23 protein-coding genes are annotated in these 23,127 nt (G+C 70.7%); 13 read left to right on the forward strand and 10 right to left on the reverse strand.

Going from position 1 to position 23,127, the window contains the following annotated elements:
* Positions 1–9: 9 nt before the first annotated feature.
* On the forward strand, positions 10–912 hold the full coding sequence (locus AB0J64_RS22690; protein ID WP_364029818.1) for a TauD/TfdA family dioxygenase: 903 nt from the start codon (positions 10–12) through the stop codon (positions 910–912).
* 122 nt (positions 913–1,034) lie between these two features.
* Here AB0J64_RS22690 and AB0J64_RS22695 read toward each other — a convergent pair whose 3' ends face one another.
* The 7 genes from AB0J64_RS22695 to AB0J64_RS22725 form a co-directional block, all read right to left on the reverse strand.
* On the reverse strand, positions 1,035–1,757 hold the full coding sequence (locus AB0J64_RS22695) for a flavin reductase family protein (RefSeq protein WP_364029821.1): 723 nt from the start codon (positions 1,755–1,757) through the stop codon (positions 1,035–1,037).
* Entirely contained in the window at positions 1,754–2,278 is a 525-nt protein-coding gene (locus tag AB0J64_RS22700) for an NAD(P)H-dependent oxidoreductase (protein ID WP_364029824.1), read from the reverse strand. Before AB0J64_RS22700 ends, AB0J64_RS22695 begins: the two co-directional genes overlap by 4 nt.
* Positions 2,275–3,612: an LLM class flavin-dependent oxidoreductase gene (locus AB0J64_RS22705; RefSeq protein ID WP_364029827.1), complete on the reverse strand. Its 1,338-nt coding sequence runs from the start codon at positions 3,610–3,612 to the stop codon at positions 2,275–2,277. The genes AB0J64_RS22700 and AB0J64_RS22705 overlap by 4 nt, the downstream gene beginning before the upstream one ends.
* A complete protein-coding gene (locus AB0J64_RS22710) occupies positions 3,609–4,481 on the reverse strand; it encodes an ABC transporter permease (protein ID WP_364029830.1) in 873 nt (290 codons plus the stop codon). Before AB0J64_RS22710 ends, AB0J64_RS22705 begins: the two co-directional genes overlap by 4 nt.
* Entirely contained in the window at positions 4,474–5,280 is an 807-nt protein-coding gene (locus AB0J64_RS22715; RefSeq protein ID WP_364029833.1) for an ABC transporter ATP-binding protein, read from the reverse strand. Before AB0J64_RS22715 ends, AB0J64_RS22710 begins: the two co-directional genes overlap by 8 nt.
* Positions 5,277–6,287 carry an ABC transporter substrate-binding protein gene (locus tag AB0J64_RS22720; protein WP_364029836.1) on the reverse strand — a complete coding sequence of 337 codons (1,011 nt, stop codon included), beginning with the start codon at positions 6,285–6,287 and terminating at the stop codon, positions 5,277–5,279. The genes AB0J64_RS22715 and AB0J64_RS22720 overlap by 4 nt, the downstream gene beginning before the upstream one ends.
* Positions 6,288–6,502: 215 nt before the next feature.
* Positions 6,503–7,831, reverse strand: coding sequence for a lanthionine synthetase LanC family protein (locus AB0J64_RS22725; protein WP_364029839.1), 1,329 nt, complete (start codon positions 7,829–7,831; stop codon positions 6,503–6,505).
* A gap of 196 nt (positions 7,832–8,027) precedes the next feature.
* Between AB0J64_RS22725 and AB0J64_RS22730 the strand changes: the two genes are divergently transcribed.
* Positions 8,028–8,360, forward strand: a complete 333-nt coding sequence (locus tag AB0J64_RS22730) for a putative quinol monooxygenase (RefSeq protein WP_364029842.1) — start codon at positions 8,028–8,030, stop codon at positions 8,358–8,360.
* Positions 8,361–8,401: 41 nt separating this feature from the next.
* On the opposite strand, the gene AB0J64_RS22735 is transcribed toward AB0J64_RS22730, so the two are convergent.
* A complete protein-coding gene (locus AB0J64_RS22735; RefSeq protein ID WP_364029845.1) occupies positions 8,402–9,595 on the reverse strand; it encodes a serine hydrolase domain-containing protein in 1,194 nt (397 codons plus the stop codon).
* Positions 9,596–9,877: 282 nt separating this feature from the next.
* Here AB0J64_RS22735 and AB0J64_RS22740 point away from each other — a divergent pair, with 282 nt between their 5' ends.
* From AB0J64_RS22740 to AB0J64_RS22765, 6 genes are read left to right on the forward strand one after another with little or no spacing between them, the layout of a single operon-like run.
* Positions 9,878–11,146 (forward strand): ROK family protein, encoded by a 1,269-nt coding sequence (locus AB0J64_RS22740; RefSeq protein ID WP_364029848.1) that lies wholly within the window; start codon positions 9,878–9,880, stop codon positions 11,144–11,146.
* Complete coding sequence (locus tag AB0J64_RS22745) at positions 11,143–11,946, forward strand: ABC transporter permease (RefSeq protein WP_344986008.1); 804 nt, start codon at positions 11,143–11,145, stop codon at positions 11,944–11,946. Before AB0J64_RS22740 ends, AB0J64_RS22745 begins: the two co-directional genes overlap by 4 nt.
* The gene (locus AB0J64_RS22750) at positions 11,943–12,713 is read left to right on the forward strand and encodes an ABC transporter ATP-binding protein (RefSeq protein ID WP_364029853.1); all 771 of its coding nucleotides are present in this window, start codon (positions 11,943–11,945) and stop codon (positions 12,711–12,713) included. Before AB0J64_RS22745 ends, AB0J64_RS22750 begins: the two co-directional genes overlap by 4 nt.
* A 25-nt stretch (positions 12,714–12,738) precedes the next feature.
* Positions 12,739–13,707, forward strand: coding sequence for an aliphatic sulfonate ABC transporter substrate-binding protein (locus AB0J64_RS22755; protein WP_364029856.1), 969 nt, complete (start codon positions 12,739–12,741; stop codon positions 13,705–13,707).
* Complete coding sequence (locus tag AB0J64_RS22760; RefSeq protein ID WP_364029859.1) at positions 13,704–15,188, forward strand: sulfatase-like hydrolase/transferase; 1,485 nt, start codon at positions 13,704–13,706, stop codon at positions 15,186–15,188. Before AB0J64_RS22755 ends, AB0J64_RS22760 begins: the two co-directional genes overlap by 4 nt.
* Before the next feature lie 50 nt (positions 15,189–15,238).
* Positions 15,239–15,439 (forward strand): hypothetical protein, encoded by a 201-nt coding sequence (locus AB0J64_RS22765; protein WP_364029862.1) that lies wholly within the window; start codon positions 15,239–15,241, stop codon positions 15,437–15,439.
* Between the two features lie 54 nt (positions 15,440–15,493).
* Here AB0J64_RS22765 and AB0J64_RS22770 read toward each other — a convergent pair whose 3' ends face one another.
* Complete coding sequence (locus AB0J64_RS22770) at positions 15,494–16,363, reverse strand: fumarylacetoacetate hydrolase family protein (protein WP_364029865.1); 870 nt, start codon at positions 16,361–16,363, stop codon at positions 15,494–15,496.
* Positions 16,364–16,446: 83 nt separating this feature from the next.
* Positions 16,447–17,634 carry an Ig-like domain-containing protein gene (locus AB0J64_RS22775; protein ID WP_364029868.1) on the reverse strand — a complete coding sequence of 396 codons (1,188 nt, stop codon included), beginning with the start codon at positions 17,632–17,634 and terminating at the stop codon, positions 16,447–16,449.
* A gap of 173 nt (positions 17,635–17,807) precedes the next feature.
* Between AB0J64_RS22775 and AB0J64_RS22780 the strand changes: the two genes are divergently transcribed.
* The 5 genes from AB0J64_RS22780 (at position 17,808) to AB0J64_RS22800 (ending at position 22,946) form a co-directional block, all read left to right on the forward strand.
* Complete coding sequence (locus AB0J64_RS22780; RefSeq protein WP_364029871.1) at positions 17,808–19,361, forward strand: glycosyl hydrolase 115 family protein; 1,554 nt, start codon at positions 17,808–17,810, stop codon at positions 19,359–19,361.
* A 19-nt stretch (positions 19,362–19,380) separates the two neighbouring features.
* Entirely contained in the window at positions 19,381–19,614 is a 234-nt protein-coding gene (locus tag AB0J64_RS22785) for a hypothetical protein (protein ID WP_364029874.1), read from the forward strand.
* Positions 19,615–19,663: 49 nt separating this feature from the next.
* Positions 19,664–20,287 carry a hypothetical protein gene (locus tag AB0J64_RS22790; RefSeq protein WP_364029877.1) on the forward strand — a complete coding sequence of 208 codons (624 nt, stop codon included), beginning with the start codon at positions 19,664–19,666 and terminating at the stop codon, positions 20,285–20,287.
* A 67-nt stretch (positions 20,288–20,354) separates the two neighbouring features.
* Positions 20,355–21,866 (forward strand): cytochrome b N-terminal domain-containing protein, encoded by a 1,512-nt coding sequence (locus tag AB0J64_RS22795; protein WP_364029880.1) that lies wholly within the window; start codon positions 20,355–20,357, stop codon positions 21,864–21,866.
* A gap of 153 nt (positions 21,867–22,019) precedes the next feature.
* Complete coding sequence (locus tag AB0J64_RS22800; protein ID WP_364029883.1) at positions 22,020–22,946, forward strand: polysaccharide deacetylase family protein; 927 nt, start codon at positions 22,020–22,022, stop codon at positions 22,944–22,946.
* The last annotated feature ends 181 nt before the right edge of the window (positions 22,947–23,127 follow it).

Consider the following 23,127-nt stretch of genomic DNA (forward strand, 5'->3'; position numbering starts at 1 on the left):
AAAAGACCCATGTCATCCCTGTCCATCGTCCCTGTCGCCGGTCGTATAGGCGCCGAGATCTCCGGCGTACGGCTCGGCGGCGACCTGCCCGCCGACGTCGTCGCGGAGATCCGCCTGGCGCTGCTGGGCCACAAAGTGATCTTCTTCCGCGGCCAGGACCATCTGGACGAGCAGCGCCAGGTGGCCTTCGCCCGGCTGCTCGGCGAGCCGACCGCCGCACACCCGACGGTGCCCTCGCTCAACGGGAACGACCACATCCTCGACCTCGACTACAGCAACGGCCAGAAGGTGGATCGCTGGCACACGGACGTGACGTTCGTGGACCGGCCGCCGCTGGCGTCGGTGCTGCGGGCCGTCGCCGTTCCCGCCGCCGGCGGCGACACGCTCTGGACCAACACCGTGAGCGCGTACGAGCACCTGCCCGCCGAACTGCGGGATCTGCTCGACCGGCTGCGGGCCGTGCACACCAACCAGTACGACTACGTCCGTGTCTCCACCTCCGAGGACCCCGAGCGGGCCCGGGAGTACGCCAAGGTGTTCGCCTCCACAGTGTTCGAGACCGAGCACCCGGTGGTGCGCGTGCATCCGGAGACCGGCGAACGGTCGATCCTGCTCGGCGACTTCGCCAAGCGGCTGGTGGGGCTGCCGGCGCACACGTCCGCCTCCCTCATCCGGCTGGTCCAGGAGCACGTCACGGAGGTGGAGAACACGGTGCGCTGGCGGTGGGCGCCCGGTGACGTGGCCATCTGGGACAACCGGGCGACGCAGCACCGCGTGGTGCACGACTTCGGCGACCGGCCGCGGCGGCTGCACCGGGTCACGATCGCAGGCGACGTGCCGGTGGGCGTGGACGGCCGTCCCAGCGTGGTGCTGAAGGGCGACGCGGCGGCGTACTCCCCCATCGCCGCCTGATCGATCCCTCCCTGCGCAGGCCCCGGCCCCGATGAGGTGGCCGGGGCCTTTCGCATGTCACCACACAGACGAGCGGCCGCCCGGCGGTGCGCCGGGCGGCCGTGTGTGCTGAGCGGTGCTCCTTACGGATGGGCGATGAAGCGGCCGAAGCGGCCCTGGTGATAGAGGAGGGGGCGGCCCGCGCTGTGCACCCTGGCCTCGGCGACCAGGCCGACGACCAGGATGTGGTCGCCGACGTCCACCGTGTCGTGCGGGAGGCAGACGAGGTGGGCGGAGACGTCCTGGAGCAGGGGCGCGCCCAGGGGGCCTGGACGCCAGCGGGTGGGCTCGGCGAACCGGTCGATGTCCTTGCGCGCGAACCTGGCGGCCAGCTCGGCCTGGTCGCTGGCCAGGACGTTGACGGCGAAGTGGTCCGCGGCGCGCATCGAGGGCCAGGTGGTGGAGGACCGGTCGACGTAGAAGGAGACCAGGGGCGGGTCCAGGCTGACCGAGGCGAACGACGTGGCCGTGAGCCCGGCGGGGATGCCGTCGCTCTGGGCGGTGATGATGACGACGCCGGCGGCGTGCACGGCGAGCGCCCGCCGGAAGCCGTCGGCGTCCACGGGACTGCCCGGCAGCGTCTCCACGGCCGGCCGCACCTCGATCGCCGGCTGCGATCCCGCCGCCGACAGGCCGTCCGTTACCGACAGACCGTCCCTTACCGACAAGCCGTCCGCCACCGCACGCGGCTCCACCGCCAACCGCGGTGCCGGTGCCCGGCGGGCCTCCGGCGCGCGCCGCGCGTCGCGGGCCTGCCGGGCCTCCTTGGCCCGACGGGCTTCACGAGCGGCCACCGTCTCCGTCATGAAAGCGCCCCTTCCTTGAGCACACCGGCCACCTGCGGCGTCACCCGATCGGCCCATCCGGCCAGTACCTCCTCCACCTGCGGAATCTGCGACTCCAACAGCGCCAGCCCGGGGGTGGGCACGAAGGCCCCCAGCTCCACCAGCAGCGGCCGCAGGTGCACCTCCACCGCCAGCGAATGCTTGGGATCCCCCATGACCAGCAGCGGCAGCGCCGCCTTGCCCGCCAGCGCGTCCGGCGGCAGCCGGTCAAGGAGCGACTTCAGCAGGCCGGTATAGGTGCCCTTGTAGGTGGGGCTGGCCACGACGAGCAGGCTCGCCCCTGTCACCAGTTCCAGGGCCGTGCCCACGTCGGGGTGCTTGTCGGGCGTGAGCAGGTGGGGCCCGAGCTCCGACAGGTCCACGACCTCGTACGCCTCCGACGAGGCCCCGAGGCGGCCGCCGACCGCCCGGGCGGCCGCGGTGGCGACGGCGAGGGTGCGGGAACCCGCCCGGGGGTTGCCGACCAGCGTCACGATGCTCATCGCGCCACCGCCGCTTCCTCACGCCGGTCATCCGCGTACCGGGACGCGGGTCTGGGCAGGCCGTAGTTCTCGCGGAGGGTACGGCCCTCGTACTCGTACCGGAACAGGCCCCTGACCTGCAGTTCCGGCACCACGTGGTCCACGAAGTCGCTCAGCCCGCCGGGCAGGATCGGCGGCATGATGTTGAACCCGTCGGCCGCCCCGGCGAAGAACCACTCCTGGAGCTGGTCGGCGATCTGCTCGGGCGTGCCGGCGAGGACGCGGTGGCCGCGGCCGCCGGCGAGGCGGCCGAGGAGCTGCCTGACCGTGAGGCCTTCGCGCCTGGCCAGGTCGATGACGAGCTTGCGCCGGCTCTGCGCGCCCTCCGTCTCGACGGACACCTCGGGCAGGGGCCTGTCCAGCGCGTCCTCGGCCAGTTCGATGCCGGTCAGCTGGGAGAGCTGCGCCAGCCCGTACGCGGGAATGATGAGGTCCTCCAGCTCCTGCTCCAGGCGCAGCGCCTCGCGCTCGGTCGAGCCGATGATCGGCGAGATGCCCGGCAGGACGAGCACGTCCTCGTGCCGCCGGCCGTAGGCGGCCAGGCGGCGCTTCAGGTCGGCGTAGAACTCCTGCCCCTCCTCCAGGGTCTGCTGAGCCGTGAAGACGGCCTCGGCGTAGCGGGCGGCGAACTCCTTGCCGTCCTCGGACGACCCGGCCTGGACCAGGAGCGGGTGGCCCTGGGGCGAACGGGAGGTGTTGAGCGGCCCGCTGACCGCGAAGTACTCGCCGGCGTGCTCGATCGCGTGGATCTTGCCGGTGTCGGCGTAGAGCCCGCCGGCGCGGTCGCGCAGGATCGCGTCGTCCTCCCAGCTGTCCCAGAGCTTCCGTACGACGTCCAGGAACTCGGTGGCCCTGGCGTAGCGGTCGGCGTGGGAGGGCCGGACGACGCCGAAGTTGCGGGCCTCGGCCTCGCCCGCGGAGGTGACGATGTTCCAGCCGGCCCGGCCGCCGCTGATGTGGTCGAGCGAGGCGAACTTGCGGGCCACGTGGAAGGGCTCGTTGTACGTCGTCGACACGGTGGCGATGAGGCCGATGTGGTCGGTGACGGCCGCCAGGGCCGACAGCAGAGTGAGGGGTTCGAGGCCGCCGAGCGCGTTGTGCCTGACGTTCCCGTGGAGGGCCACGCCGTCGGCGAGGAAGACGGAGTCGAGCTTGCCGCGCTCGGCGATCCTGGCGAGCTCCTGGTAGTGGCGGACGTCGGTGAGGCGGGCGGGCTCGGTCCGGGGGTGTCTCCAGGCCGCCTCGTGGTGGCCGACGCCCATGAGGAAGGCGTTCAGGTGGAGCATTCTCGTCACGTGGTCCTCCAGGTGGAGAAGCGGCGCTCGACGGCGACCAGGAGCAGGTTGAACAGCACGCCGAGCACGGAGATCGTGATGATGCCCGCGTACATGTCGGGGATGCGGAAGCTGGACTGGGTGTCGAGGATGAGGTACCCGAGCCCGGCCTTGGCGCCGACCATCTCGGCGAAGAGCAGGACGAGGATCGAGTACGCGCCCGCCAGCCGCACCCCGGTGAAGATGGTGGGCACGGCGGCGGGCAGGATCACCTTCTGGAACAGCCGGACCGGGCCCAGGCCCATCGACCTGGCCGACTTGATGAGCAGCGGCTCCACGGTCTTCACGCCGCTGACGGTGTTGAGCAGGATCGGCCAGGAGCACGCGTACAGCACGAACGCGACCTTCGTCGTCTCCCCGATGCCGAGGATCAGCGTGAACACCGGCAGCAGCGCCACCGCCGAGGTGTTGCGGAACAGCTCGAGCAGCGGGGTGAGGAAGTCGGCGACCGGTTTGTACCAGCCGATCAGCAGGCCGAGCGGGATCGCCAGCACGATGGCCAGGCCGAAGCCGGCCAGCGAGCGGGCCAGGGACGCCTCCAGGTGCTCGGGCAGCCGGCCGCTGACGAGGAGGTCGTACCAGGCGACGAGGTTCTCCGAGAGCGGCGGGACGAAGACGGGGTCCACGACGCCGAGCCTGGGCAGCGCCTCCCAGGCGGCGAGGAGGAGCAGGATGGCCGTGGAGTTCGTGACCGCCCGCCGGAGGCGCCCGCCGAGGAGCCGCCGGCGCGGTCTCTCCTGCGGGACGTCCTCCCCGGCCTCGGCCTCGGCCTCGTCCTCGGGCAGGTCGTACCAGTGGATGTCGCCGGGGAGCAGGCGCTGTTCAGCCATGAGCCGTCGCCACCTTCCGCTCCTGCACCTGCGCCGCCGCGACCTCTTCGCGCAGCAGGCTCCACACGCGGTGGCGGTACTCGCCGAAGGCCGGGTCCGCCCTCAGGTCGCCCTCCCGTGAGTCGAAGCGCACGTCGATGACCTCCTTGATCCGGCCCGGCCTCGAGGTCATCACCGCGACGCGCTGCCCGAGGTAGACGGCCTCGTCGATGCCGTGCGTGATGAACACGACGGTCTTGCCGGTCTGCTCCCAGACGTGCACCAGCTCCTCCTGCAGGGACTCGCGGGTCTGCGCGTCCAGGGCGGCGAAGGGCTCGTCCATCAGCAGCACGTCGGGGTCGAAGGCGAGGCTGCGCGCGATGGCGACCCGCTGCCGCATCCCGCCGGACAGCTCGTGCGGATACCGCTCCTCGAACCCGGCCAGCCCCACGAGAGCGAGGTGCTCGCGTGCCCGCCGCACCCGCTCCTTCTTCGGCACGCCCTTGGCCTCCAGGCCGAACTCGACGTTGGACTGGGCCGTGCGCCAGGGGAACAGCGCGTACTGCTGGAAGACGATGCCCCGGTCGAGCCCGGGCCCGGCCACCTGCTCGCCGTCGATGAGGATCCGGCCGGACGTCGGCACGGCCAGTCCGGCGATCAGGTCGAGCAGGGTGGACTTGCCGCAGCCGCTGGGGCCGACGAGCGTGAGGAACTCGCCCTCGCGCACGTCGAGGTCGATGCCGGAGAGCGCGGTGAACGGCCGCGGCTCGTCCCTGACCTGGAACGTCTTGGTCACGTTCCGGATGCTGATCTTGGTCATGAGCCGTTCCCTCCGGCGAAGGGGTTGTACTGGTTGGTGTAGAGGTCGGAGACCTTGACCTGGCCCGGCTTGATCTCGCCCTCGCGTTCCAGCCAGTCGATCCAGGTCTTGTACTCCTGGTCGGCGAGGACACCGCCCTTGGCGGCGATGCCGGTGCTCTTCCAGAAGCGCACGGTGTCGGCGCTCTCGTTGCGGCCGCGCTTGGCGATGATCTGCTCGAACTCGGCGACGACCTCGTCGCGCGAGTGGGTCTGCGCCCACTCGATGGCCTTCGCGAACCCGGTCACGAACGTCTTGACGGTGTGGGGGTTCTCGGCGATGAAGTCCTCTCTGAACACGACGGACCCCGCCGTGAACGGCCCGAACAGGTCGATGTCCTTGAACAGGGGGCGCAGCCCGCCGCGCTCGAGCGCCTTGTCCCTGAGCACGCCGCCGAGGGTGCCGACGTCGAGCTGCCCCTGGCGTATCGCCTGCTCGGTGTTGACCGGCGGGATGACGACGAGCTGGACCTGCTTGATCTCCTCGGGCGTCAGCCCCTGGCGCTTGAGGTACTCCTTGATGACGGCCTCGTGGTGCGCGCCGAGGGTGTTGACGCCGATCTTCTTGCCGATGAGGTCGCGGGCGGTCCTGATCGGGCTGTCCTGTTTGACGTAGTAGCCCTGGTAGGTGTCCTTGTCCGAGCCGTAGTAGCCGATGACCGCCTTGATCGGGGCCTTGGCCGCCTTGAGCTTGATGACGGCGCCGTTGAACGCGCCGCCGAAGTCGGTCTGGCCGGTGGCCGCCGACTGGATGTCCTGCGGGCCGGACGTGGTGTTGCCGACCCACTTCAGCTTGACGTCGCCGAGATAGCCGAGCGCCTCGGCCAGCTCGGGGAAGGTGACGGTGCCCGCGTTGCCCTGGTAGCGCAGCACCTTCACCTCCTTGTCCGGGTTCGCCTGCGCGGTGCCGCAGGCCGCCAGGAGGGCGGGCAGTAAGGCGGCCAGGAGGGCATGTCTGAACTTGATCACGATGGGTCCTCTGATGGACGGGAGAGAGGGTGTCAGCGGTACGTGATCAGCGACACTGCGCGCTGGCGACGTGGCCGAAGTCCACGTGCGGGCGCGTGGTCAGGTAAAGGCCCATGACTACGAAACTACGAGCCCGAAGGCCTAAAGTCAATATTTCCTACTGGATATACATGGATTAGCGCCAAGCCCGCGAGAGCAGCTCGTACGAGCCCCGGTCAACGGAGCACGGACATGGGCAACGGGATCGCCGGGAACGGGTTGTCGGGCAGCAGGATGACGCGGCGGGGACGGTCGGCCTGACCTGCGGCGTCGAGGTGCAGGAGCGCCGCGCCGATGCCGGCCGCGCCCACCATGTAGCCGGTGTCGGCCGTCACCTCGCCCGGGCGCAGCCGCCGGTACGCCTGGTACCAGCGGTAGCCGCGCCCGTCATGGTCGGTGGCCCGGCCGATCAGGTCGACGGCGAGCCGGCGGGCGTACTCCAGGTGGGCCTCGTCGCCCGTGGCCGCCCACAGCCCCACGAACAGCTCGATCAGACCGGCCGTGCCACAGCACTGGCAGGCCACGTTCCAGTAGCCCTCGGTACGGCGCCGCAGCACGCCGCTCTTGACGATGCCGCGGGCCAGCCGCTCCACCCACTCCAGGTCGCCGGGGTCGCCCGCCACCCGGTACAGCTCGTAGAACATCCTGGCCACGCCGGCCGAGCCGGAGCAGAAGCCCAGGTAGTGCAGCTCACGCGCATGCGGCACGTGGTGCGGGACGACCGCGCAGCCACCGCTCACGACGCTGATCTCGCGGACGAAGGCCGCCCCGCTGCGGGCGGCGAACAGGAACCGCTCGTCGCCGGTCACCCCGTACAGGCGGGCCAGCAGGAACGCCGTGCCGGACGTGCCCGCGAGGAAGCCGGGCGTGACCGCGTCCACGGGCAGGTCGGCGCAGTCGCCGAAGCGGTGCCCGGGGACGGGCAGGCGGGCGATCCGCAGCCCCGCCTCCACGGCCGCCTCCTCATAGGCGGGCACGCCGAGATGGGCCGCCGCCCGCAGCAGCCCGAGGATGATGCCGCCCTCGCCCCGCTGGGCGGGATCCCGCGACCACCCGACGCCGTGCTCGGACTCCCGGCCCCTGCGCACGATCACGTCGGCGATGGCCGCCGCCTCCGCCTCGAAGTCACCCTCGCCGAGCACCCAGCCCGCCTCCATGAGCGCGACCATCGTGCCGGTCAGCCCGTGGTAGAGGGAGAGGTCGTCCTGCTCGCGCCAGGTGGCGGCGAGCCTGCGGGCCCCGGCCCTGGCGTCCTCCAGGTACGCCTCGTGACCGGTGGCGGCGGCCAGCTCGAGGAAGAACAGCACGATGCCCGCCGCGCCCGAATAGAGGGACCCGGGCTCGGCGGTGACCGCCGACCCGGCGTGCGGGTCGGGATTGGCCGCCCAGTGCCGCCCGTGCCCGTCGTCGGCCGCGGCGGACCTGATCCACCGGCCCGCCAGGATGGCGGCGGTGAGGGGGGAATCGGCTCGGGCGCTCGAAGCGCGGATCCTGTCCAGACTCACAACTCGATTATCCCACACATCTGGTAGGAAATTCAGGAAAGTCGCGGAACCGCCTCGACCGGCTCCCGCGTGTGCCGGCGTCGCGAGAACACCTCCGTGACCTCTCTCTGCTCTACCACCTTGCCGTCCTTCATGACCAGGACCCGGCCGATAGTCTCGTGCTGAAGTGCCGCCGAGTTTCGATGGAGCCAGTCCAATGATCTTCATTACCGCGAAGTTCCGCATCCGGCCCGAGGACGCCGACCGCTGGCCGCAGCTCGCCGCCGAGTTCACCGAGGCGACCAGGGCCGAGCCTGGCTGCCTGTGGTTCGACTGGTCGCGCAGCGTCGAAGACCCGGCCGAGTACGTGCTGGTGGAGGCGTTCCGCGACGAGGCGGCCGGGGCGGCGCACGTTCAGTCGGCCCACTTCAAGCAGGCCCGGCAGGCGCTCCCGGCGCACCTCGCCGAGACGCCCCGCATCATCAACGCCTCCGTCCCGCAGGACGACTGGTCCCTGCTGGGCGAACTGGCCGTCCCGGACCGCGACTGACAGCGATGATGGAGATGAGCGCCTCTTGCCCGGTTCGCGGCTCATCCCACAGTTCTTGACGGCACCCTGGTTGCCCCGGCCTTCGACGCGCCACCCGGCAATGTGTACGGCTCGCCGCAGAAGTAACGGTTGAGCGCGTCAACGGCGGCCAGCAGCATGTGCGCGACCGCCGGATCGTTGCGCTGCACGTTGACCGAGAGCGTCATCCGGCGTACGCCTGTGGCGTCGGCGAAACTGAAGGTCTGATAGCCGGGGATCGAGCCGGTCGCGCCCCACATCTCGCCGCAGGTGAGTCCCACCGACTCCAGCCCGAGCCCGTACCGGGGGAAGCCCGGGGCCTGCGGAGTGCTGACGCCGGTGCGCATCTGCGCCAGCGAGTTCTGGCTGACGAGCCGGCCGCCGAAGAGCGCTCGGTAGAAGCGGTTCAGGTCGCGGGCGTCGGACACCACTCCGTACGCTGCCCAGGCGAAGGACGGGTTCAGCCGGGTGATGGGCCGCAGCGAGCCCGGCCGGGTCGGGTCGGCGCCCGTGGGCAGGTGGTAGCCGGTGGCGTGCGGGCCGCGGATGCCGTCCCAGGTCTTGGGCAGGTAGGAACGCGTCATGCCGGCCGGGCGGAAGATCCTCCGGTCGAGCTCGGCGCTCAGCTCATGACCCGTCACCTTCTCCACGAGCAGCCCGAGCAGGATGTAGCCGGTGTTGGAGTAGGCGAAGCGGCCCCGCTCGGGCTGGGGCAGCCGCTCGGCCTCATCGATGAGCCGCTGCGGCGGGTAGGTCAGCTTGCCGTACTGCTCAGGGTCGGCGAACTCGGCGGCACGGTCGTAGGTGGCCAGGCCGCCGGTGTGGTTCAGCAGCTCCCGCACGGTGACCTGGTCGCCGTCGTGGATCTGGCCGGGCAGCCGCTTGCCGATCGGCTCGTCCAGGCTCAGTCTGCCTTCCTGGACGAGCTGCAACACGATTGCGGCGACCATGCTCTTCGTCACGCTGGCGACGCGGAAGCGCGCCTCGCGCGGCACGGGCTTCCGGGTGTCGAGGTCGGCGGTCCCGCTGGTGCCGATCCAGGTCCCATGGTCGTCGTCGATCCGGACCAGGACACCGGGGGCGCCGGCGGCCACGGTCGCCTCGAGCGCCTGCCGCATTCCGGCGGGCTCTTCGTACCGCGCCTGCGCACTGGCCGGGACGGGCGACAACAGGCCCGCGGCGACAAGCACGGCGACCGCCATGCGTTTACCGCTCATCGGCGACATACGTCTTTCCTTCGGTGGAGGTCGTGGAAACGATCTCCATCCTGGCGGCGCCCGCAGCCGTCCTCCTCCACACTCGTGACGATCTCTACCTGCGACCGCAGTCGCACCTCTGTGCTACTCCAGGATTGATCGGTACGCAGGAGACGGGCCACGTCGCGCACGCCGGCGAAGTCGTACACGCCGGCTTTCGGCGAGCCAGGAACACCGCGAGAGGAGCCTTTATTTTTTCCGGGCTCTTGACGAAAAACACGCGGGGTCGGCACACTTCGCGTTATGTCACACCCCCGTGGCCCTCTGGCGCAGCTGCGGCGCGGGCACGAAGAGCTCGTGCTCGAGCTGCTGCGCAAGCACGGCCCGCTCAGCCGGGGCGAGCTGGGCAAGCTCTGCCAGCTCTCCCGGACCACCCTGTACGACATCCTCGCCGAGCTGCTCTCCACCGGCGCGGTGGTCACCGCCACCCAGCCGGACGCCCCACGCGGCCGCGGCAGGCCGGCCGAGACGCTGACCCTCAATCCGGGCGCCGGCCAGGCCATCGGCATCGACTTCGCCCGCCGCGCGGTGCACGTCGCGGCCGTCAACCTGGCGCACGAGATCGTCGGATCGGCCAGCGAGCCGCACCCCGCCGACCTGTCGTGGGAGGGGCGGGTGGACCTGGCCGAGCGGCTCGTCGCCTCGCTCACCGACGGCGGCCTGCGGCTGGGCGCGCTCAGCGCGATCGGCGTCGGCGTGGTCGGCCCGGTCGGCGGCCCCGACTCCGAAGACGCCCCGGACCCTACGGACGCCCCGGACCCAGGAGAAACCCCGGACCCCGGCGAGCCTGCTCACCCCGCACAGGTGCTGCTCGGCCGGCGGTTCGGCGTGCCGGTGCTGCTGGACAACAACACCCGGCTCGCCGCCCTGGGCGAGGCGATCTGGGGCGCCGCCGCCGGCGGCCGGGACGTGCTGTACCTGCGCCTGTCCCACGGCGTCGGCGGCGGACTGGTGGTCGGCGGATCGCTGCACCGCGGCGCGTACGGCCTGTCCGGCGAGTTCGGCCACATCACAGTGGACCCCGAAGGAGCGCCCTGCGACTGCGGCGGCACCGGCTGCCTGGAGACCGTGGCCTCGATAAGAGCCGTGCTGGACGCCTACCGCGCCGCCGGCGGCCGGGCCGAGGACGTGCCCGAGCTGGCGAAGGCCACCAGGGCACGCGACGAAACGGCGCTGACCCTCCTGGAGGGCGTCGGCGGCAGGATCGGCGGCGTGCTGGCGGCCGTGTGCAACGCGATCGGCCCCAGCGTGATCGTGATCGGCGGTGAGCTGGCGGAGACCGGCGCCGCGCTCATCGAGCCGGTCGAGCGGGCGCTGCGCGCCCAGGTCATGCCCGTCTCCAGGCACCGCCTCAGCCTGCGCCGCGCGACGCTCGGCGAGGCGGCGGGCGCCCTCGGCGGCATCGCCCTGGTGCTGCACGAATCCCCGCTGCTCTCCCGCTACCCGGCGGGCCCCGACCTCGCGGCCGGCCCCATCGACGTCACCGAGCCGGCCCCGAAGGAGGGCACATGACCTCGCTCACCACGCTGGACAAGGCGCCGGCGGCGCGGCGCAGCTCCGGCGGCCGTCCCCAGCGCGCCGTCACGCTCAACCTGATCGCGGTCGCCGCCGGGCTCGCCCTGTGGACGCTGCTGGCCGTGGTCGGCGTGCAGGCCCTTCCGACCCCGCTGCAGGTGGCGGCCAAGGCCGGGGAGCTGATCGCCGACGGCACCCTCCTCGACGACGCGCTGGCCAGCCTGCGCAGGGTGCTGCTGGGCTTCCTGCTCGGCACCCTGCTGGCCGTCCCGATCGGCTTCCTGATGGGCTGGTACCCCACCGCACGCGCCCTGCTGGAGCCGTACGTGCAGTTCTGGAGGACCGTGCCGCCGCTGGCGATCATCCCCCTCGCCATCGTGATCCTCGGCATCGGCGAGGTGCCGAAGGTCTTCGTGATCTTCCTGGCGGCGTTCCTGTCCAGTGTCGTGGCGACCTTCCAGGGCGTGGTGGACGTGGACAAGACGCTGATCAACGCCGCCCGCGTGCTCGGCGCGTCCGACCGGACGATCTTCCTCAAGGTCGTGGTGCCGGCGTCCACGCCGTTCATCCTGGTCGGCATGCGGGTCGGGCTCGGCTCGGCCTGGGGCACGCTGGTCGCCGCCGAGCTGATCGCCGCCCAGGAGGGCCTCGGCTTCCGCATGCAGCAGGCCCAGCTCTACTACGACCTGTCCACGATCTTCGTGGGCCTGATCGCCATCGGCCTGCTCGGCCTGCTGATGGACCGGCTGCTGCTGCTGGCCGAGCGCCACCTCACCGACTGGCAGGAGCGCCGATGAACAGCAAGATCTCGTTCAGGGACGTGGTCAAGACGTACCCGATGAAGGACACCACCTTCACCGCGCTCGACCACGTGTCGCTGGACATCGCCGACCGCGAGTTCGTCACGGTCGTGGGCCCGTCAGGGTGCGGCAAGAGCACGCTGATGAGCATGGCGGCCGGGCTGGTCGAGCCCACGTCGGGCGAGGTGCTGGTGGACGGCGTGCCGGTCACCGGTCCTGGGCCCGAGCGGGGAGTCATCTTCCAGCAGTACGCGCTGTTCCCGTGGCTGACCGTGCGCAAGAACGTCGAGTTCGGGCTGAAGCTCATGGAGCTCCCGCCCGACGAGCGCAGGCGTCGGGCCGAGCGGGCGATCGAGCTGGTCGGGCTCTCCCACTTCGCCGACGCGCTGCCCAAGACGCTGTCGGGCGGCATGAAGCAGCGCTGCGCCATCGCCCGCGCGTACGCGGTGAACCCGCAGGTCCTGCTCATGGACGAGCCGTTCGGCGCGCTCGACGCGCTCACCCGGGTGCAGCTGCAGGACCAGCTCCTCGACACCTGGAGCCAGGAGCAGCGCACGGTCATGTTCATCACCCACGACGTGGACGAGGCCGTCTACCTGGCCAGGCGCGTGGTCGTCATGGCGGCCAGGCCCGGCCGCATCCAGCAGGTCATCGACGTGGACCTGCCGTACCCGAGGACCGAGGAGATGCGGCTTTCGCCCGAGTTCGGGCGGATACGCAACGAGGTCTGGCACTCCGTCTACCACCAGGCACCCGCGGCCTGACACCTCCCGGAAAGGAACTACCGCCATGCGTTCTCTTCGCCGCGCCCTGACGGCCGCCACGGCGGTGAGCGTCATAGCACTCTCCGTGACCGCCTGCTCCGACGGCGGCAGCACGGTCCGCTTCGGCTACATCAGCGACTACAACGGCGCGAGCCTGCTCGCCATCGCGAACAAGCAGGGCCTGTGGGACAAGCAGGGCCTCACGCCGGAGATCAAGGTCTTCACCAACGGGCCGCTGCAGATCCAGGCGCTCGGCGCCGGCGACCTCGACTTCGGCTACATCGGCCCGGGCGCCATGTGGCTGCCCGCCTCCGGCAAGGCGAAGGTCGTCGCGATCAACACGCTCGCGTACGCCGACCGCGTCATCGGCCGGCCCGGGATCAGGACCATGCAGGACCTCAAGGGCAAGAAGGTCGGCGTGCCGCAGGGCACGTCCGGCGACATGGTGCTCAGCCTGGCGCTGCAGAAGGCCGGGATGACCGAGAAGGACATCCAGAAGGTGCCGATGGACCCGGCCACCGTCGTGTCGGCGTTCTCGGCCGGGCAGATCGACGGCGCCGGCATCTGGTACCCGCTGATCGACACGATCAAGCAGAAGGTGCCCGGCACGGTCGAGATCGCCAGCACCAGGGAGTTCCCTGACCGCTCCTTCCCGACCGCGTTCGTCGGCGGCACCAAGGTGGACCAGGAGCTCACCAGCAAGGTGATCAAGGTCCTGCAGGAGGCCAACGACTGGCGGGCCGCCCACCCCGACGAATCGATCACCGAGGCGGCCGCGCTGCTCAAGCTCGACCCGGCCAAGGTCAAGGCCGACGCGGCGAACGTCCAGACGATGCCGACGGCCGACCTGGTGGCCAAGACCAAGGACGGCACGGTCGCCAAGTGGCTGAACAGCCTGGCCGACTTCTTCGTCGGCACCGGCCAGCTCAAGTCGCGGCCCGACCCGGCCACGTACTACACCGGCGACCTCTACGAGAAGGCCTCCAACAAGTGAACCTGCTGTTCCTGATGACCGACCAGCACCGCGTCGACACCCTCGGCTGCTACGGCAACCCGCACGTCGCCACGCCCAACCTGGACAGGCTGGCCGCGACCGGCACCCGGTTCGACCGGTTCTACACGCCGACGGCCATCTGCACGCCCGCGCGGGCCAGCCTGCTCACCGGGCAGGCCCCGTTCAGGCACCGGCTGCTGGCGAACTACGAGCGCAACGTCGGCTACCTGGAGGACCTGCGCGAGGACGCGTTCACCTTTCCCGGCGCGCTGCGGGAGCGCGGCTACCAGCTCGGGCTCATCGGAAAGTGGCACGGCGGCACCCGCCGCAACGCCGCCTCCTACGGCTTCGACGGGCCCGACCTGCCCGGCTGGCACAACCCGGTCGATCACCCCGACTACCTGGCGTACCTGGAGGAGCGGGGGCTGCCGCCGTACCGGATCTCCGACCTGATCCGGGGCACCACGCCCAACGGCAACCCGGGCAACCTGCTGGCGGCGCGGCTGCACCAGCCGGTGGAGGCCACGTTCGAGCACTACCTGGCGACCAGGGCGATCGAGCACCTCGACCGGTACGCCGCCGACGGCCGGCCGTTCTTCCTGGCCACCCACTTCTTCGGGCCGCACCTGCCTTATCTCCTCCCGGACGAGTACTTCGACATGTACGACCCGGCGCTGGTCGAGCTGCCGCCGTCGATCGCGGAGACGTTCGAGGGCAAGCCACCCGTGCAGCGCAACTACAGCGAGCACTGGACGTTCGACACGATCCCGATCGAGGTCACGCGGAAGCTGATCGCGGTCTACTGGGGCTACGTGACGCTGATCGACCAGCAGATCGGCCGGATCCTCGACCGCCTCGACGAGCTGGGCCTGTCGGACCAGACGTCGGTGTTCTTCACCGCCGACCACGGCGAGTTCACCGGCGCCCACCGGCTGCACGACAAGGGCCCGGCCATGTACGAGGACATCTACCGCATCCCCGGCATCGTCCGCATCCCCGGCGAGGAACCGCAGGTCAGGAACGAGTTCGTGACGCTCACCGACTGCACCGCGACGATCCTGGAGCTGGCCGGCTGCGACAGCGAGCCCGCGGTGGACAGCCGCAGCCTGGTCCCGCTGGTACGCGGGCAGCACCCGCAGTGGCCGGGCGAGCTGCTCGCCGAGTTCCACGGCCACCACTTCCCCTACCCGCAGCGGATGCTCCGCGACGACCGCTACAAGCTGGTCGTCAACCCGGAGTCGGTCAACGAGCTGTACGACCTGCACGCCGACCCGCACGAGCTCAGCAACCGGTACACCCACCCGGAGCTGGCCCCGGTCCGCCGCCGCCTGATGCGCAGGCTGTACGACCTGCTGCGCGAGCGCGGCGACAACTTCTACCACTGGATGACCCCGATGTACGACATCGGCTCCTCCGACTACGACCCCACGCTGAGCTCCTTCGAGAAGGAGGACACCGCCACGTCAACTACTACCGACTGAACCGGTGGTTTGCTCTCACGGGCCCGTCTGGCTGAAGGGAGGCCGGTAGCGTGTGGCTGGTTGCGTACCACCATGACGCGGTGGACAACGAGAACGAGGTGCGCGCGGCGACCAGCCGGGACGGGCAGCGCTGGGTGCGCAACGGCGTGTGGACGCTTCCGGCCAAGGGCAAGCTCAAGATCGGTCTGATCTCCATGAACCGGTCGGGTGCCGTCGCCACGTTCGACTACGTCCGGACTTATCGCGACTGATCCTCGGGTGGGCGCCCGCGACGGTGGGCGCCCACCCGGCCACGGTACGAGCGGTCAGGTACGCATTGACTCCAGGCCCTTGACCACGGTGGTCGTGAGGATGCCGACCTCGCCGATGCCGATCGTCACCGCGTCGCCGTCCTGCAGGGTGAACGGCAGGTCGGGAACCAGGCAGGTGCCGGTGGCCAGCACGGCGCCGTCGGGGAAGAGGTCGGCGCGGAACAGGTAGCCCGCCAGGTCGTCGAGCCGGCGGTTCAGCTGGGAGGTGGACGCCTTGCCGTCCCACACCGTCTCCCCCGCCCTGGCGATGCTCAGCGAGATGTCCAGCGCGTACGGGTCGGGCACCTCCCACGCCGGCCTGATCGCGGGGCCGACCGCGCACGCGCCCAGGTAGATCTTGGCCTGCGGCAGGTACAGCGGGTTGACGCCCTCGATGGTCCGCGAGCTCACGTCGTCGACCACCGTGTAGCCGGCGATCTCCCCGGCCGCGTTCAGCACCAGGCCCAGCTCCGGCTCCGGCACGTCGATCTCCGAGTCCGACCGCACCGCGATGCGTCCGCCGTCGCCGGAGACCTTCCAGGCCACCGACTTGAAGAACAGCTCGGGGCGTTCGGCGTCGTAGACCAGCTCGTACACGTCGGCGGCGCGCTCGCTCTCAAGCACCCGGGCCTCGCGCGAGCGCCGGTACGTCACGCCCGCCGCCCAGACCTCCATCAGCCCGTCCACCGGCGCGAGCCGCCGCACGGACCCGGAGGGGTGCTCCGGCCCCTCCGCCCCGGCCAACCGCTCCCGCAGCCCCTCGACCGGCAGCCGCAGCAGCTCGGCCACGGTGGTGAGGCCGGACAGCTCCACCACCCGCTCGCCGTCGTCGACGCCGACCGCGGGGGCGTCGGTCAAGGGGCTGACGAACCGTACGATGTGCATTGCCTGCTCCTCATTCTCATCAGTACCGGTCTGGTGAGAGTCTCCCCTATCGGGTCAGATGAGCAGTTTGCCGGGGGGTGGGGCTAGCCGTTGATCGGCTTGCCGAGGGCGCTGCCCGCCAGCCAGTCGTCCCACGACTTCGCCCAGGGCGTCGGCCCGTTGCCGAACTGCAGCTTCCGCGACGTCCCGGTCACCTCGATGATGTCCCCCCGCTGCGTGAACTCGTAGAACCAGCGGGCGTTCTCCGGGCTGGCGTTCACGCAGCCGTGGCTGACGTTGCGGCTGCCCTGCGCGCCGGTCGACCAGGGCGCGGCATGGAAGAACGTGCCGCTGTAGGTCATCCTGACGTTCCACTTGGTACGGATGCGGTACTCGCCGGGCTTGCCGATGGTGGCCGAGTCCATGATGGTCTCCGCGGCCTTCTCCTGGGCGATCATGATGCCGGAGTAGCTGTCGTCGCCGGGCTTGCCCAGGCTGATCGGGATGGTCTTGACGACGTCGCCGTTCTCCCGCACGACCGCCCGATGGGTCGAGTTGCTGACCTTCGTGATGTGCTCGGGCCCGACGGTGAAGGTCAGGCTGCGGTCCTTGGTGCCCCACAGGTCCCGCCCGGCACGCAGGCCGGCCAGGTGGGCGACCACCGTGACCTTCTCGCCGCTCGGCCAGTACTCGCGCGGCCGGAACTGGACCTCCCGGTCGCTCACCCAGCTCCAGGCGCCCTCGACCGGCTTGGACATCCGCACCTCCAGCGACCGCTCGACCGCTGCCCGGTCGTCGCGCGCGGTCACCGGCCGCGACAGCAGGAGCTGGACCGGCATCCCGACGCCGACCTTCTCGCCGTCCAGGGGCGACATGCCGCTCTCCAGGACCCGCTTGGGCTTGAGCGTGGTGAACTCGCTCTGCGCCGTGACCGGCTTCCCGTCCGTGCCGGTCGCCTCGGCGCTCACCGTGTACGCGGTCGAGGGCTTGAGCGGCCACTTGGGCCGCCACGTCCCGTCCGCGGCCGTGCTCCCGCTCACCTCACGGCCCTTGGCGTCCGCGACGGTCAGCTTGGTGACCTTGCCGTCGGTGACCTTCACGCCGATCCCGGTGTCCGGGGGGACCTTCTTCGTGCCGTTGGCAGGGGTGATCGACAGCTTGGCCACCGGCTGCTGCTGCTCCTGGTCCTGTGGTTGTGCGGCGGGCCCTCCCGAGCCGCCCGAGCTGCAGCCGGCGGCGAGGAGCAGGGCCGCCGTGAAAGCGCTGGCCAGTGTGGTCCGGCCGTTCCGCATCGTCGATGCCTCCCAAGCCTGACAAATGGGGCAGATTTCACAGTAGGTGATCCCGACGGCTCCTGCCCCCGAACCGGGAGACCATGCCAGGCGCATTGACCGCCGTATTAGGGCGGTTTAACATCCGCTTTACTCGGCTTCTGAAATTTTCCTCCTGATAGCGAAAGTTTCATATGATCGCCAGACTTCTGATAGCGGTCGCGATGGTGGCCGCCGCGACGGCCGCCGTCCCGCCGCCCGCCCAGGCCCGGGCAGGCAGGCCGCCCGGCACGTACGTCTCCGCCTCCGGCGGCCCCGGCCGCTTCCCCCTTGTGGCCGCCGGCCGGGCCGCGCCCATCGTGGTCAGCGCGGGCGATCACGCCGGCGTCGTCCGCGTGGTGGGCGATCTGCAGGCCGACATCGAGCGCGTCACCGGCGTGCGACCGGCCGTGGTGATGGACGGGGCGAAGGACGCCGTCCCGAGGCAGGACGACGTGGTGCTCGTGGGCACCATCGGCAGGAGCCCGCTCATCGACCGCCTGGTCAGCGCCGGCAAGCTCGACGTCTCGGGCATCGCGGGCAAGTGGGAGACCTCGCTGGAGCAGGTCGTCCAGAACCCCATGCCCGGGGTGCGGCGGGCGTTCGTGATCGCCGGGAGCGACCAGCGGGGCACGATCTACGGCGCGTACGACATCTCCAAGGAGATCGGCGTCTCCCCGTGGTACTGGTGGGACGACGTGCCGGCCCGCCACCAGGACGCCCTGTACGTGCTGCCGGGCCGCCACACCCAGGGCACGCCGAAGGTGAAGTACCGGGGCTTCTTCATCAACGACGAGAACCCCGACCTCGGCACCTGGGCGCCCCGCTACTTCGGCCCCGGCCTGGCGCAGGGGTACCCCTGGGGCTTCAACAGCAAGTTCTACGCCAGGGTCTTCGAGGTCATGCTCAGGCTGAAGGCCAACTACCTGTGGCCGGCGGTCTGGGGCCGGGCGTTCGCCGAGGACGACCCGGACAACCACCAGGTCGCCGCCGAGTACGGCGTCGTCATGGGCACCTCCCACGAGGCCCCCGTGATGCGGGGCATCGAGGAGTGGAACCGGCACGCCGTCGCGGCCGTACGCGACTCTCAGGGCGAGATCGTCACCCCCGGCCACGACCCGTGCGGCGGGACGGGCGAGTGGAGCTTCCGCCGCAACGGCGAGGCCATCAAGAAGTACTGGGCCGACGGCATCCGCAGGATGAAGGAGCAGGGCTTCGAGGGCGTCGTCACGCTCGGCATGCGCGGCAACGGCGACGTGAGCCTGCCGGACGGCGACGGCATCGAGCTGATGCGGAGCATCCTGGCGAGCCAGCGCGAGATCCTCGCCCGCGAGAGCGGCGAGTCGCTGGAGAGCATCCCGCAGGTGCAGACCCTCTACAAGGAGGTGCAGCGGTACTGGGACCAGGGCCTGCGCCCGCCGGACGACGTGACCGTGGTCTTCTGCGACGACAACTGGGGCAACCTGCGCAAGCTGCCCGACCAGGCGCTCCCCGCCCGATCCGGCGGCTACGGCATGTACTACCACTTCGACTACGTCGGCGGCGGCCGCAACTACAAGTGGGTCGACACGGTCAACCTGGCGAGCACGTGGAGCAGCTCAACCTGGCCTACACCTACGGGGTGGACCGGCTCTGTGTGGTCAACGCCGGCGGCATGTAGAACGAGGAGCTGCGCTGCGGTTCCTCCTGGACTACGCCTGGGACCCTGACAAGCTGCCGCCCCAGCGGGTGAACGTCGCCACCGCCACCGGCGCCAACGACACCACCATGAACCGCCAGTGGGAGCGGGGCACCTCCGACAACGTCAACATCACCACGACCACGCACACGATCGCGACGCCGGGCGTGCACGTGCTGAAGTTCTGGATGGTCGACCCGACCGTCGTGCTCCAGCGCATCGTGGTGGACACCGGCGGCCTGCTCCCCAGCTACCTCGGCCCGCCGGAGAGCCGCCGCCTCTGAACACCGGCTGCGTTGCCTGGTCCACCCACCCCGCAGGATCATGGGGCGGGTGGACTACTACCTGATCTCGGACGGCCCGCAGCGGATCCTGGTGGAGGAGTTCGTCCTCAGCGAGGACCACACCGCCGCGGGCATCGACAGCGCCGCGTGGAGCCCCGGCGGCGGCTCGTGGTCCGCCTCCCCGGCCCTGAGCCGTGAACTGCGCTCCGACGCCCGGCTCCGCGCGCGGACGACCCCGGTGGACCGGCGCTCGGCGGCGGAGGCGTACGCCCGGCTCGGCGGCGGCGAACTGCCCGATGAGCAGCGGCTGCGCGCGCTCTTCCGGCAGCGCCAACCCCTGCCGGCGGCGGCACCGCTCAATCTGGGCGCCTCACCGGATACGCGCCGTTACCGCATCCTGTTCGCCGGTGACTTCGGCCCGGACGGGCTGGCGAACGCCCGCGCGGCCCTGCGGCTCGAGCCCACCGGCGACCCGCGTGTGGTGGGCCGGTCGTCGGGCGGCGGCTTCGCCTGGGAGCTGCGCCGGATCGGCGCGGGCATCGCGTGGTGTGTGGACGTGATCGCGCATCTCGAGGCCGCGCCGGCCGCAGCGCTCGGGGCGCTACTGGAGCATCACCGGCAGGCGATCCGCGAGCAGGGCCTGATCCCGGTCACCATCGAACGCTTCGCCTGATGTCACATTTCGGGGCTTGATCCCGTCATGTCTATGACGTACCAACCCAGTCATAGGCGGGGACACGATGAAGGTCAGCTCACTGGCCATGGCACTCGATGATCGGATCGGCGGGGCCGGGTTCCTGAAGAAGGCGATGCGGAAGGTCTTTCCCGATCACTGGACCTTCCTCCTCGGGGAGATCGCGCTGTACGCGTTCGTGGTCGTTCTGCTCACGGGCGTCTTCCTGACGTTCTTCTTCAAACCGACCATGGAAGAGGTGCTCTACAACGGCGCCTACGCGCCGCTGCACGGCGTCAGGATGAGTCAGGCCTACGCCTCGACGCTGGAGATCAGCTTCGAGGTGCGCGGCGGCCTGCTGATGCGGCAGATGCACCACTGGGCGACGCTCGTCTTCCTCGGCGCCATCGTCATCCACATGCTGCGCAACTTCTTCACCGGAGCGTTCCGCAAGCCGCGCGACCTGAACTGGCTGATCGGCGTGGTGCTGTTCGTGCTGGTGATGTTGAACGGGCTGTTCGGCTACTCGCTCCCCGACGACCTGCTGTCCGGCGCGGGGCTGCGCATCCTGCACGGGGTCACGGTGTCGATCCCGCTGGTGGGGACGTACCTGGCGATGTTCCTGTTCGGCGGCGAGTTCCCCGGCGAGGACATCATCTCCCGGCTGTTCGGCATCCACGTGCTGCTGATCCCTGGGCTGCTGCTCGTGCTCATCCCGCTGCACGCGGTGGTGCTGACGTGGCGGCAGACGCACACCCAGTTCCGGGCCAAGGGGCTGAGCGACCGGGTCGTGCGCGGCGCGCCGTTCTTCCCCACGTTCCTGGCCAAGACGACGGTCTTCTTCCTGTGGGTGCTCGCGACGGTGGCGCTGCTCGCGACGGTGTTCCAGGTCAACCCCGTCTGGCTGTACGGCCCGTACGCGCCCAGCACGGTCAGCGCGGGCTCGCAGCCCGACTGGTACATGGGCTTCCTCGAGGGCGCCCTGCGGATCATGCCGCCGTGGGAGCTCACGGTCTTCGGGTACACGGTGACGATGAGCGTGCTGATCCCGGCCCTGGTGGCACCGGGGCTGCTGTTCACCGGGCTGGCACTCTACCCGTTCGTGGAGCGCTGGATCACCCGGGACCACGCCGTGCACCATCTTCTCGACCGGCCGCGCGAGGTGCCGTCACGGGTGGGCCTCGGGGTCGCCGGGATCGTCTACTACGGCGTGCTCTGGTTGGCGGGCGGCAACGACCTGATCGCCTCGACCTTCCACATCTCGCTGTACACGACCACCTGGATCTTCCGCGTCCTGTTCGTCGCCGGGCCCGTGCTCGGGTATGTGATCGCCCGGCGGATCGCCCTCGGGCTGCAGGGCCTGGACCGGCACACGGTCGCCCACGGGGTGGAGACCGGCCTGATCGTGCGCGGCCTGGACGGCGCGTTCGCCGAGATCGAGCGGCCGGTGAGCGAGGAGGAGTCCGCCGTGCTCGTGCCGGCCGCGCCGCCCGCGCTGCCGGTGGCGGCCAACGGCGACGTGCCACCCCCGGCCCGGCGCCGCGTGCGCGACGCCGTACAGCGCTCCTGGTCCCGCTGAGGGGCGGTCGTCTCCACCGGTTTCCCTCATCCGGAATGCGATCTTCCGCGAACCAGGTGTGCGTGGCGGTTGTCGTACTTGTTGGAACGATCCCCATCCGGGATCGTCCCTATAGGAGGACGCACCGGGCGCGCTGCGCACAAAGGGGGATTGATGGAGATCTGTGCGAGGGAGCACCCACCGTTCCTGACCGGGGTGAAGCGGGTGGCGGCGGGGGTGCTCGCCACGGCCGTGCTGGTCACCCTCACCGCCGCCACGGGGGCTGCCCAGGCCGCCGCGCGGTCCGACACCCGAGAGGCGCGGTCCGACGCGTTAGGCGTGGCGCTGTTCGGGACGTCGGAGGCCTCGCTGCCGGCCGCCTCCCGCGCGGTGCTGTCAGGAGCGCCGGAGGCGGCCCTGCTGCAACCAGCCCTGCGGGAACCGCCGTCCTCCGCGCCCGGCGACGCCGCCGCCGAGGCCCGGCCCCGGGTCGACTGCCGCCGCGTCAAGTGCGTGGCGCTGACGTTCGACGACGGCCCCGGCCGCTACACCGACACCCTGCTGCGCCATCTCGCCAAGTATCGCGCCCGCGCCACGTTCTTCGTCGTGGGCAGCAACGTCGTGACGTACCCCCGCGTGCTGCGCCGCACCGTCGCGGCCGGGCACGAGATCGGCAACCACACCTGGTCGCATCCTCTCCTGACGAGGCTGCCCGCCGCCCGGGTGCGCTCCCAGCTCGCCCGCACCGACCGGGCGGTCAAGGCGGTCGCCGGCGTCGTGCCCCACCTGGTCCGCCCGCCGTACGGGGCCTTCAACAGGGCCGTGCGCAGGCAGATCTCCCGCCCGATCGTGCTCTGGAACGTGGACACCCTGGACTGGCGCTACCGCAACAGCGCCACGGTGGCTCGCAGGGCGCTCAGGTCGGTACGGCCGGGCAGCATCATCCTGTTCCACGACATCCACCGCACGACGGTGGGGGCCATGCCGCGCGTGCTGAAGAGCCTGGCCCAGCGCGGCTACCACTTCGTCACCGTCACCGAGCTGTTCGGCGGCCGCCCGCCGCACGTCGCCTTCGGCGCCGCCCCACCGAAGAAGGTCTGATCTGAACCCTTCTCGCGTTCCCGGCGTATCTCCCGGTGTGAGCGGTGATCGCGCGTGAACGCCGAGCGGAAGGGATTGCGACACCGGCAGCAGGGACACCGTGCGGGCCGGCCGGGCTGCCGGCCCGCACGGGCTGCGGGCCGTACCTGATCATCCCGGCGGGGGTAGTCCTGGCACCACC

Origin of the sequence: Nonomuraea sp. NPDC049695 (assembly GCF_040674955.1) — a bacterium.
GTDB classification, from domain to species: domain Bacteria; phylum Actinomycetota; class Actinomycetes; order Streptosporangiales; family Streptosporangiaceae; genus Nonomuraea; species Nonomuraea helvata.

Excerpts from the sequence above, each read along its gene's own strand:
- AB0J64_RS22690 (WP_364029818.1), top strand. The coding sequence starts at position 10 with ATGTCATCCCTGTCCATCGTCCCTGTCGCCGGTCGTATAGGCGCCGAG.
- AB0J64_RS22695 (WP_364029821.1), bottom strand. The coding sequence starts at position 1,757 with ATGACGGAGACGGTGGCCGCTCGTGAAGCCCGTCGGGCCAAGGAGGCC.
- AB0J64_RS22700 (WP_364029824.1), bottom strand. The coding sequence starts at position 2,278 with ATGAGCATCGTGACGCTGGTCGGCAACCCCCGGGCGGGTTCCCGCACC.
- AB0J64_RS22710 (WP_364029830.1), bottom strand. The coding sequence starts at position 4,481 with ATGGCTGAACAGCGCCTGCTCCCCGGCGACATCCACTGGTACGACCTG.
- AB0J64_RS22715 (WP_364029833.1), bottom strand. The coding sequence starts at position 5,280 with ATGACCAAGATCAGCATCCGGAACGTGACCAAGACGTTCCAGGTCAGG.
- AB0J64_RS22730 (WP_364029842.1), top strand. The coding sequence starts at position 8,028 with ATGATCTTCATTACCGCGAAGTTCCGCATCCGGCCCGAGGACGCCGAC.
- AB0J64_RS22735 (WP_364029845.1), bottom strand. The coding sequence starts at position 9,595 with ATGAGCGGTAAACGCATGGCGGTCGCCGTGCTTGTCGCCGCGGGCCTG.
- AB0J64_RS22740 (WP_364029848.1), top strand. The coding sequence starts at position 9,878 with ATGTCACACCCCCGTGGCCCTCTGGCGCAGCTGCGGCGCGGGCACGAA.
- AB0J64_RS22745 (WP_344986008.1), top strand. The coding sequence starts at position 11,143 with ATGACCTCGCTCACCACGCTGGACAAGGCGCCGGCGGCGCGGCGCAGC.
- AB0J64_RS22750 (WP_364029853.1), top strand. The coding sequence starts at position 11,943 with ATGAACAGCAAGATCTCGTTCAGGGACGTGGTCAAGACGTACCCGATG.
- AB0J64_RS22755 (WP_364029856.1), top strand. The coding sequence starts at position 12,739 with ATGCGTTCTCTTCGCCGCGCCCTGACGGCCGCCACGGCGGTGAGCGTC.
- AB0J64_RS22770 (WP_364029865.1), bottom strand. The coding sequence starts at position 16,363 with ATGCACATCGTACGGTTCGTCAGCCCCTTGACCGACGCCCCCGCGGTC.
- AB0J64_RS22775 (WP_364029868.1), bottom strand. The coding sequence starts at position 17,634 with ATGCGGAACGGCCGGACCACACTGGCCAGCGCTTTCACGGCGGCCCTG.
- AB0J64_RS22780 (WP_364029871.1), top strand. The coding sequence starts at position 17,808 with ATGATCGCCAGACTTCTGATAGCGGTCGCGATGGTGGCCGCCGCGACG.
- AB0J64_RS22795 (WP_364029880.1), top strand. The coding sequence starts at position 20,355 with ATGAAGGTCAGCTCACTGGCCATGGCACTCGATGATCGGATCGGCGGG.
- AB0J64_RS22800 (WP_364029883.1), top strand. The coding sequence starts at position 22,020 with ATGGAGATCTGTGCGAGGGAGCACCCACCGTTCCTGACCGGGGTGAAG.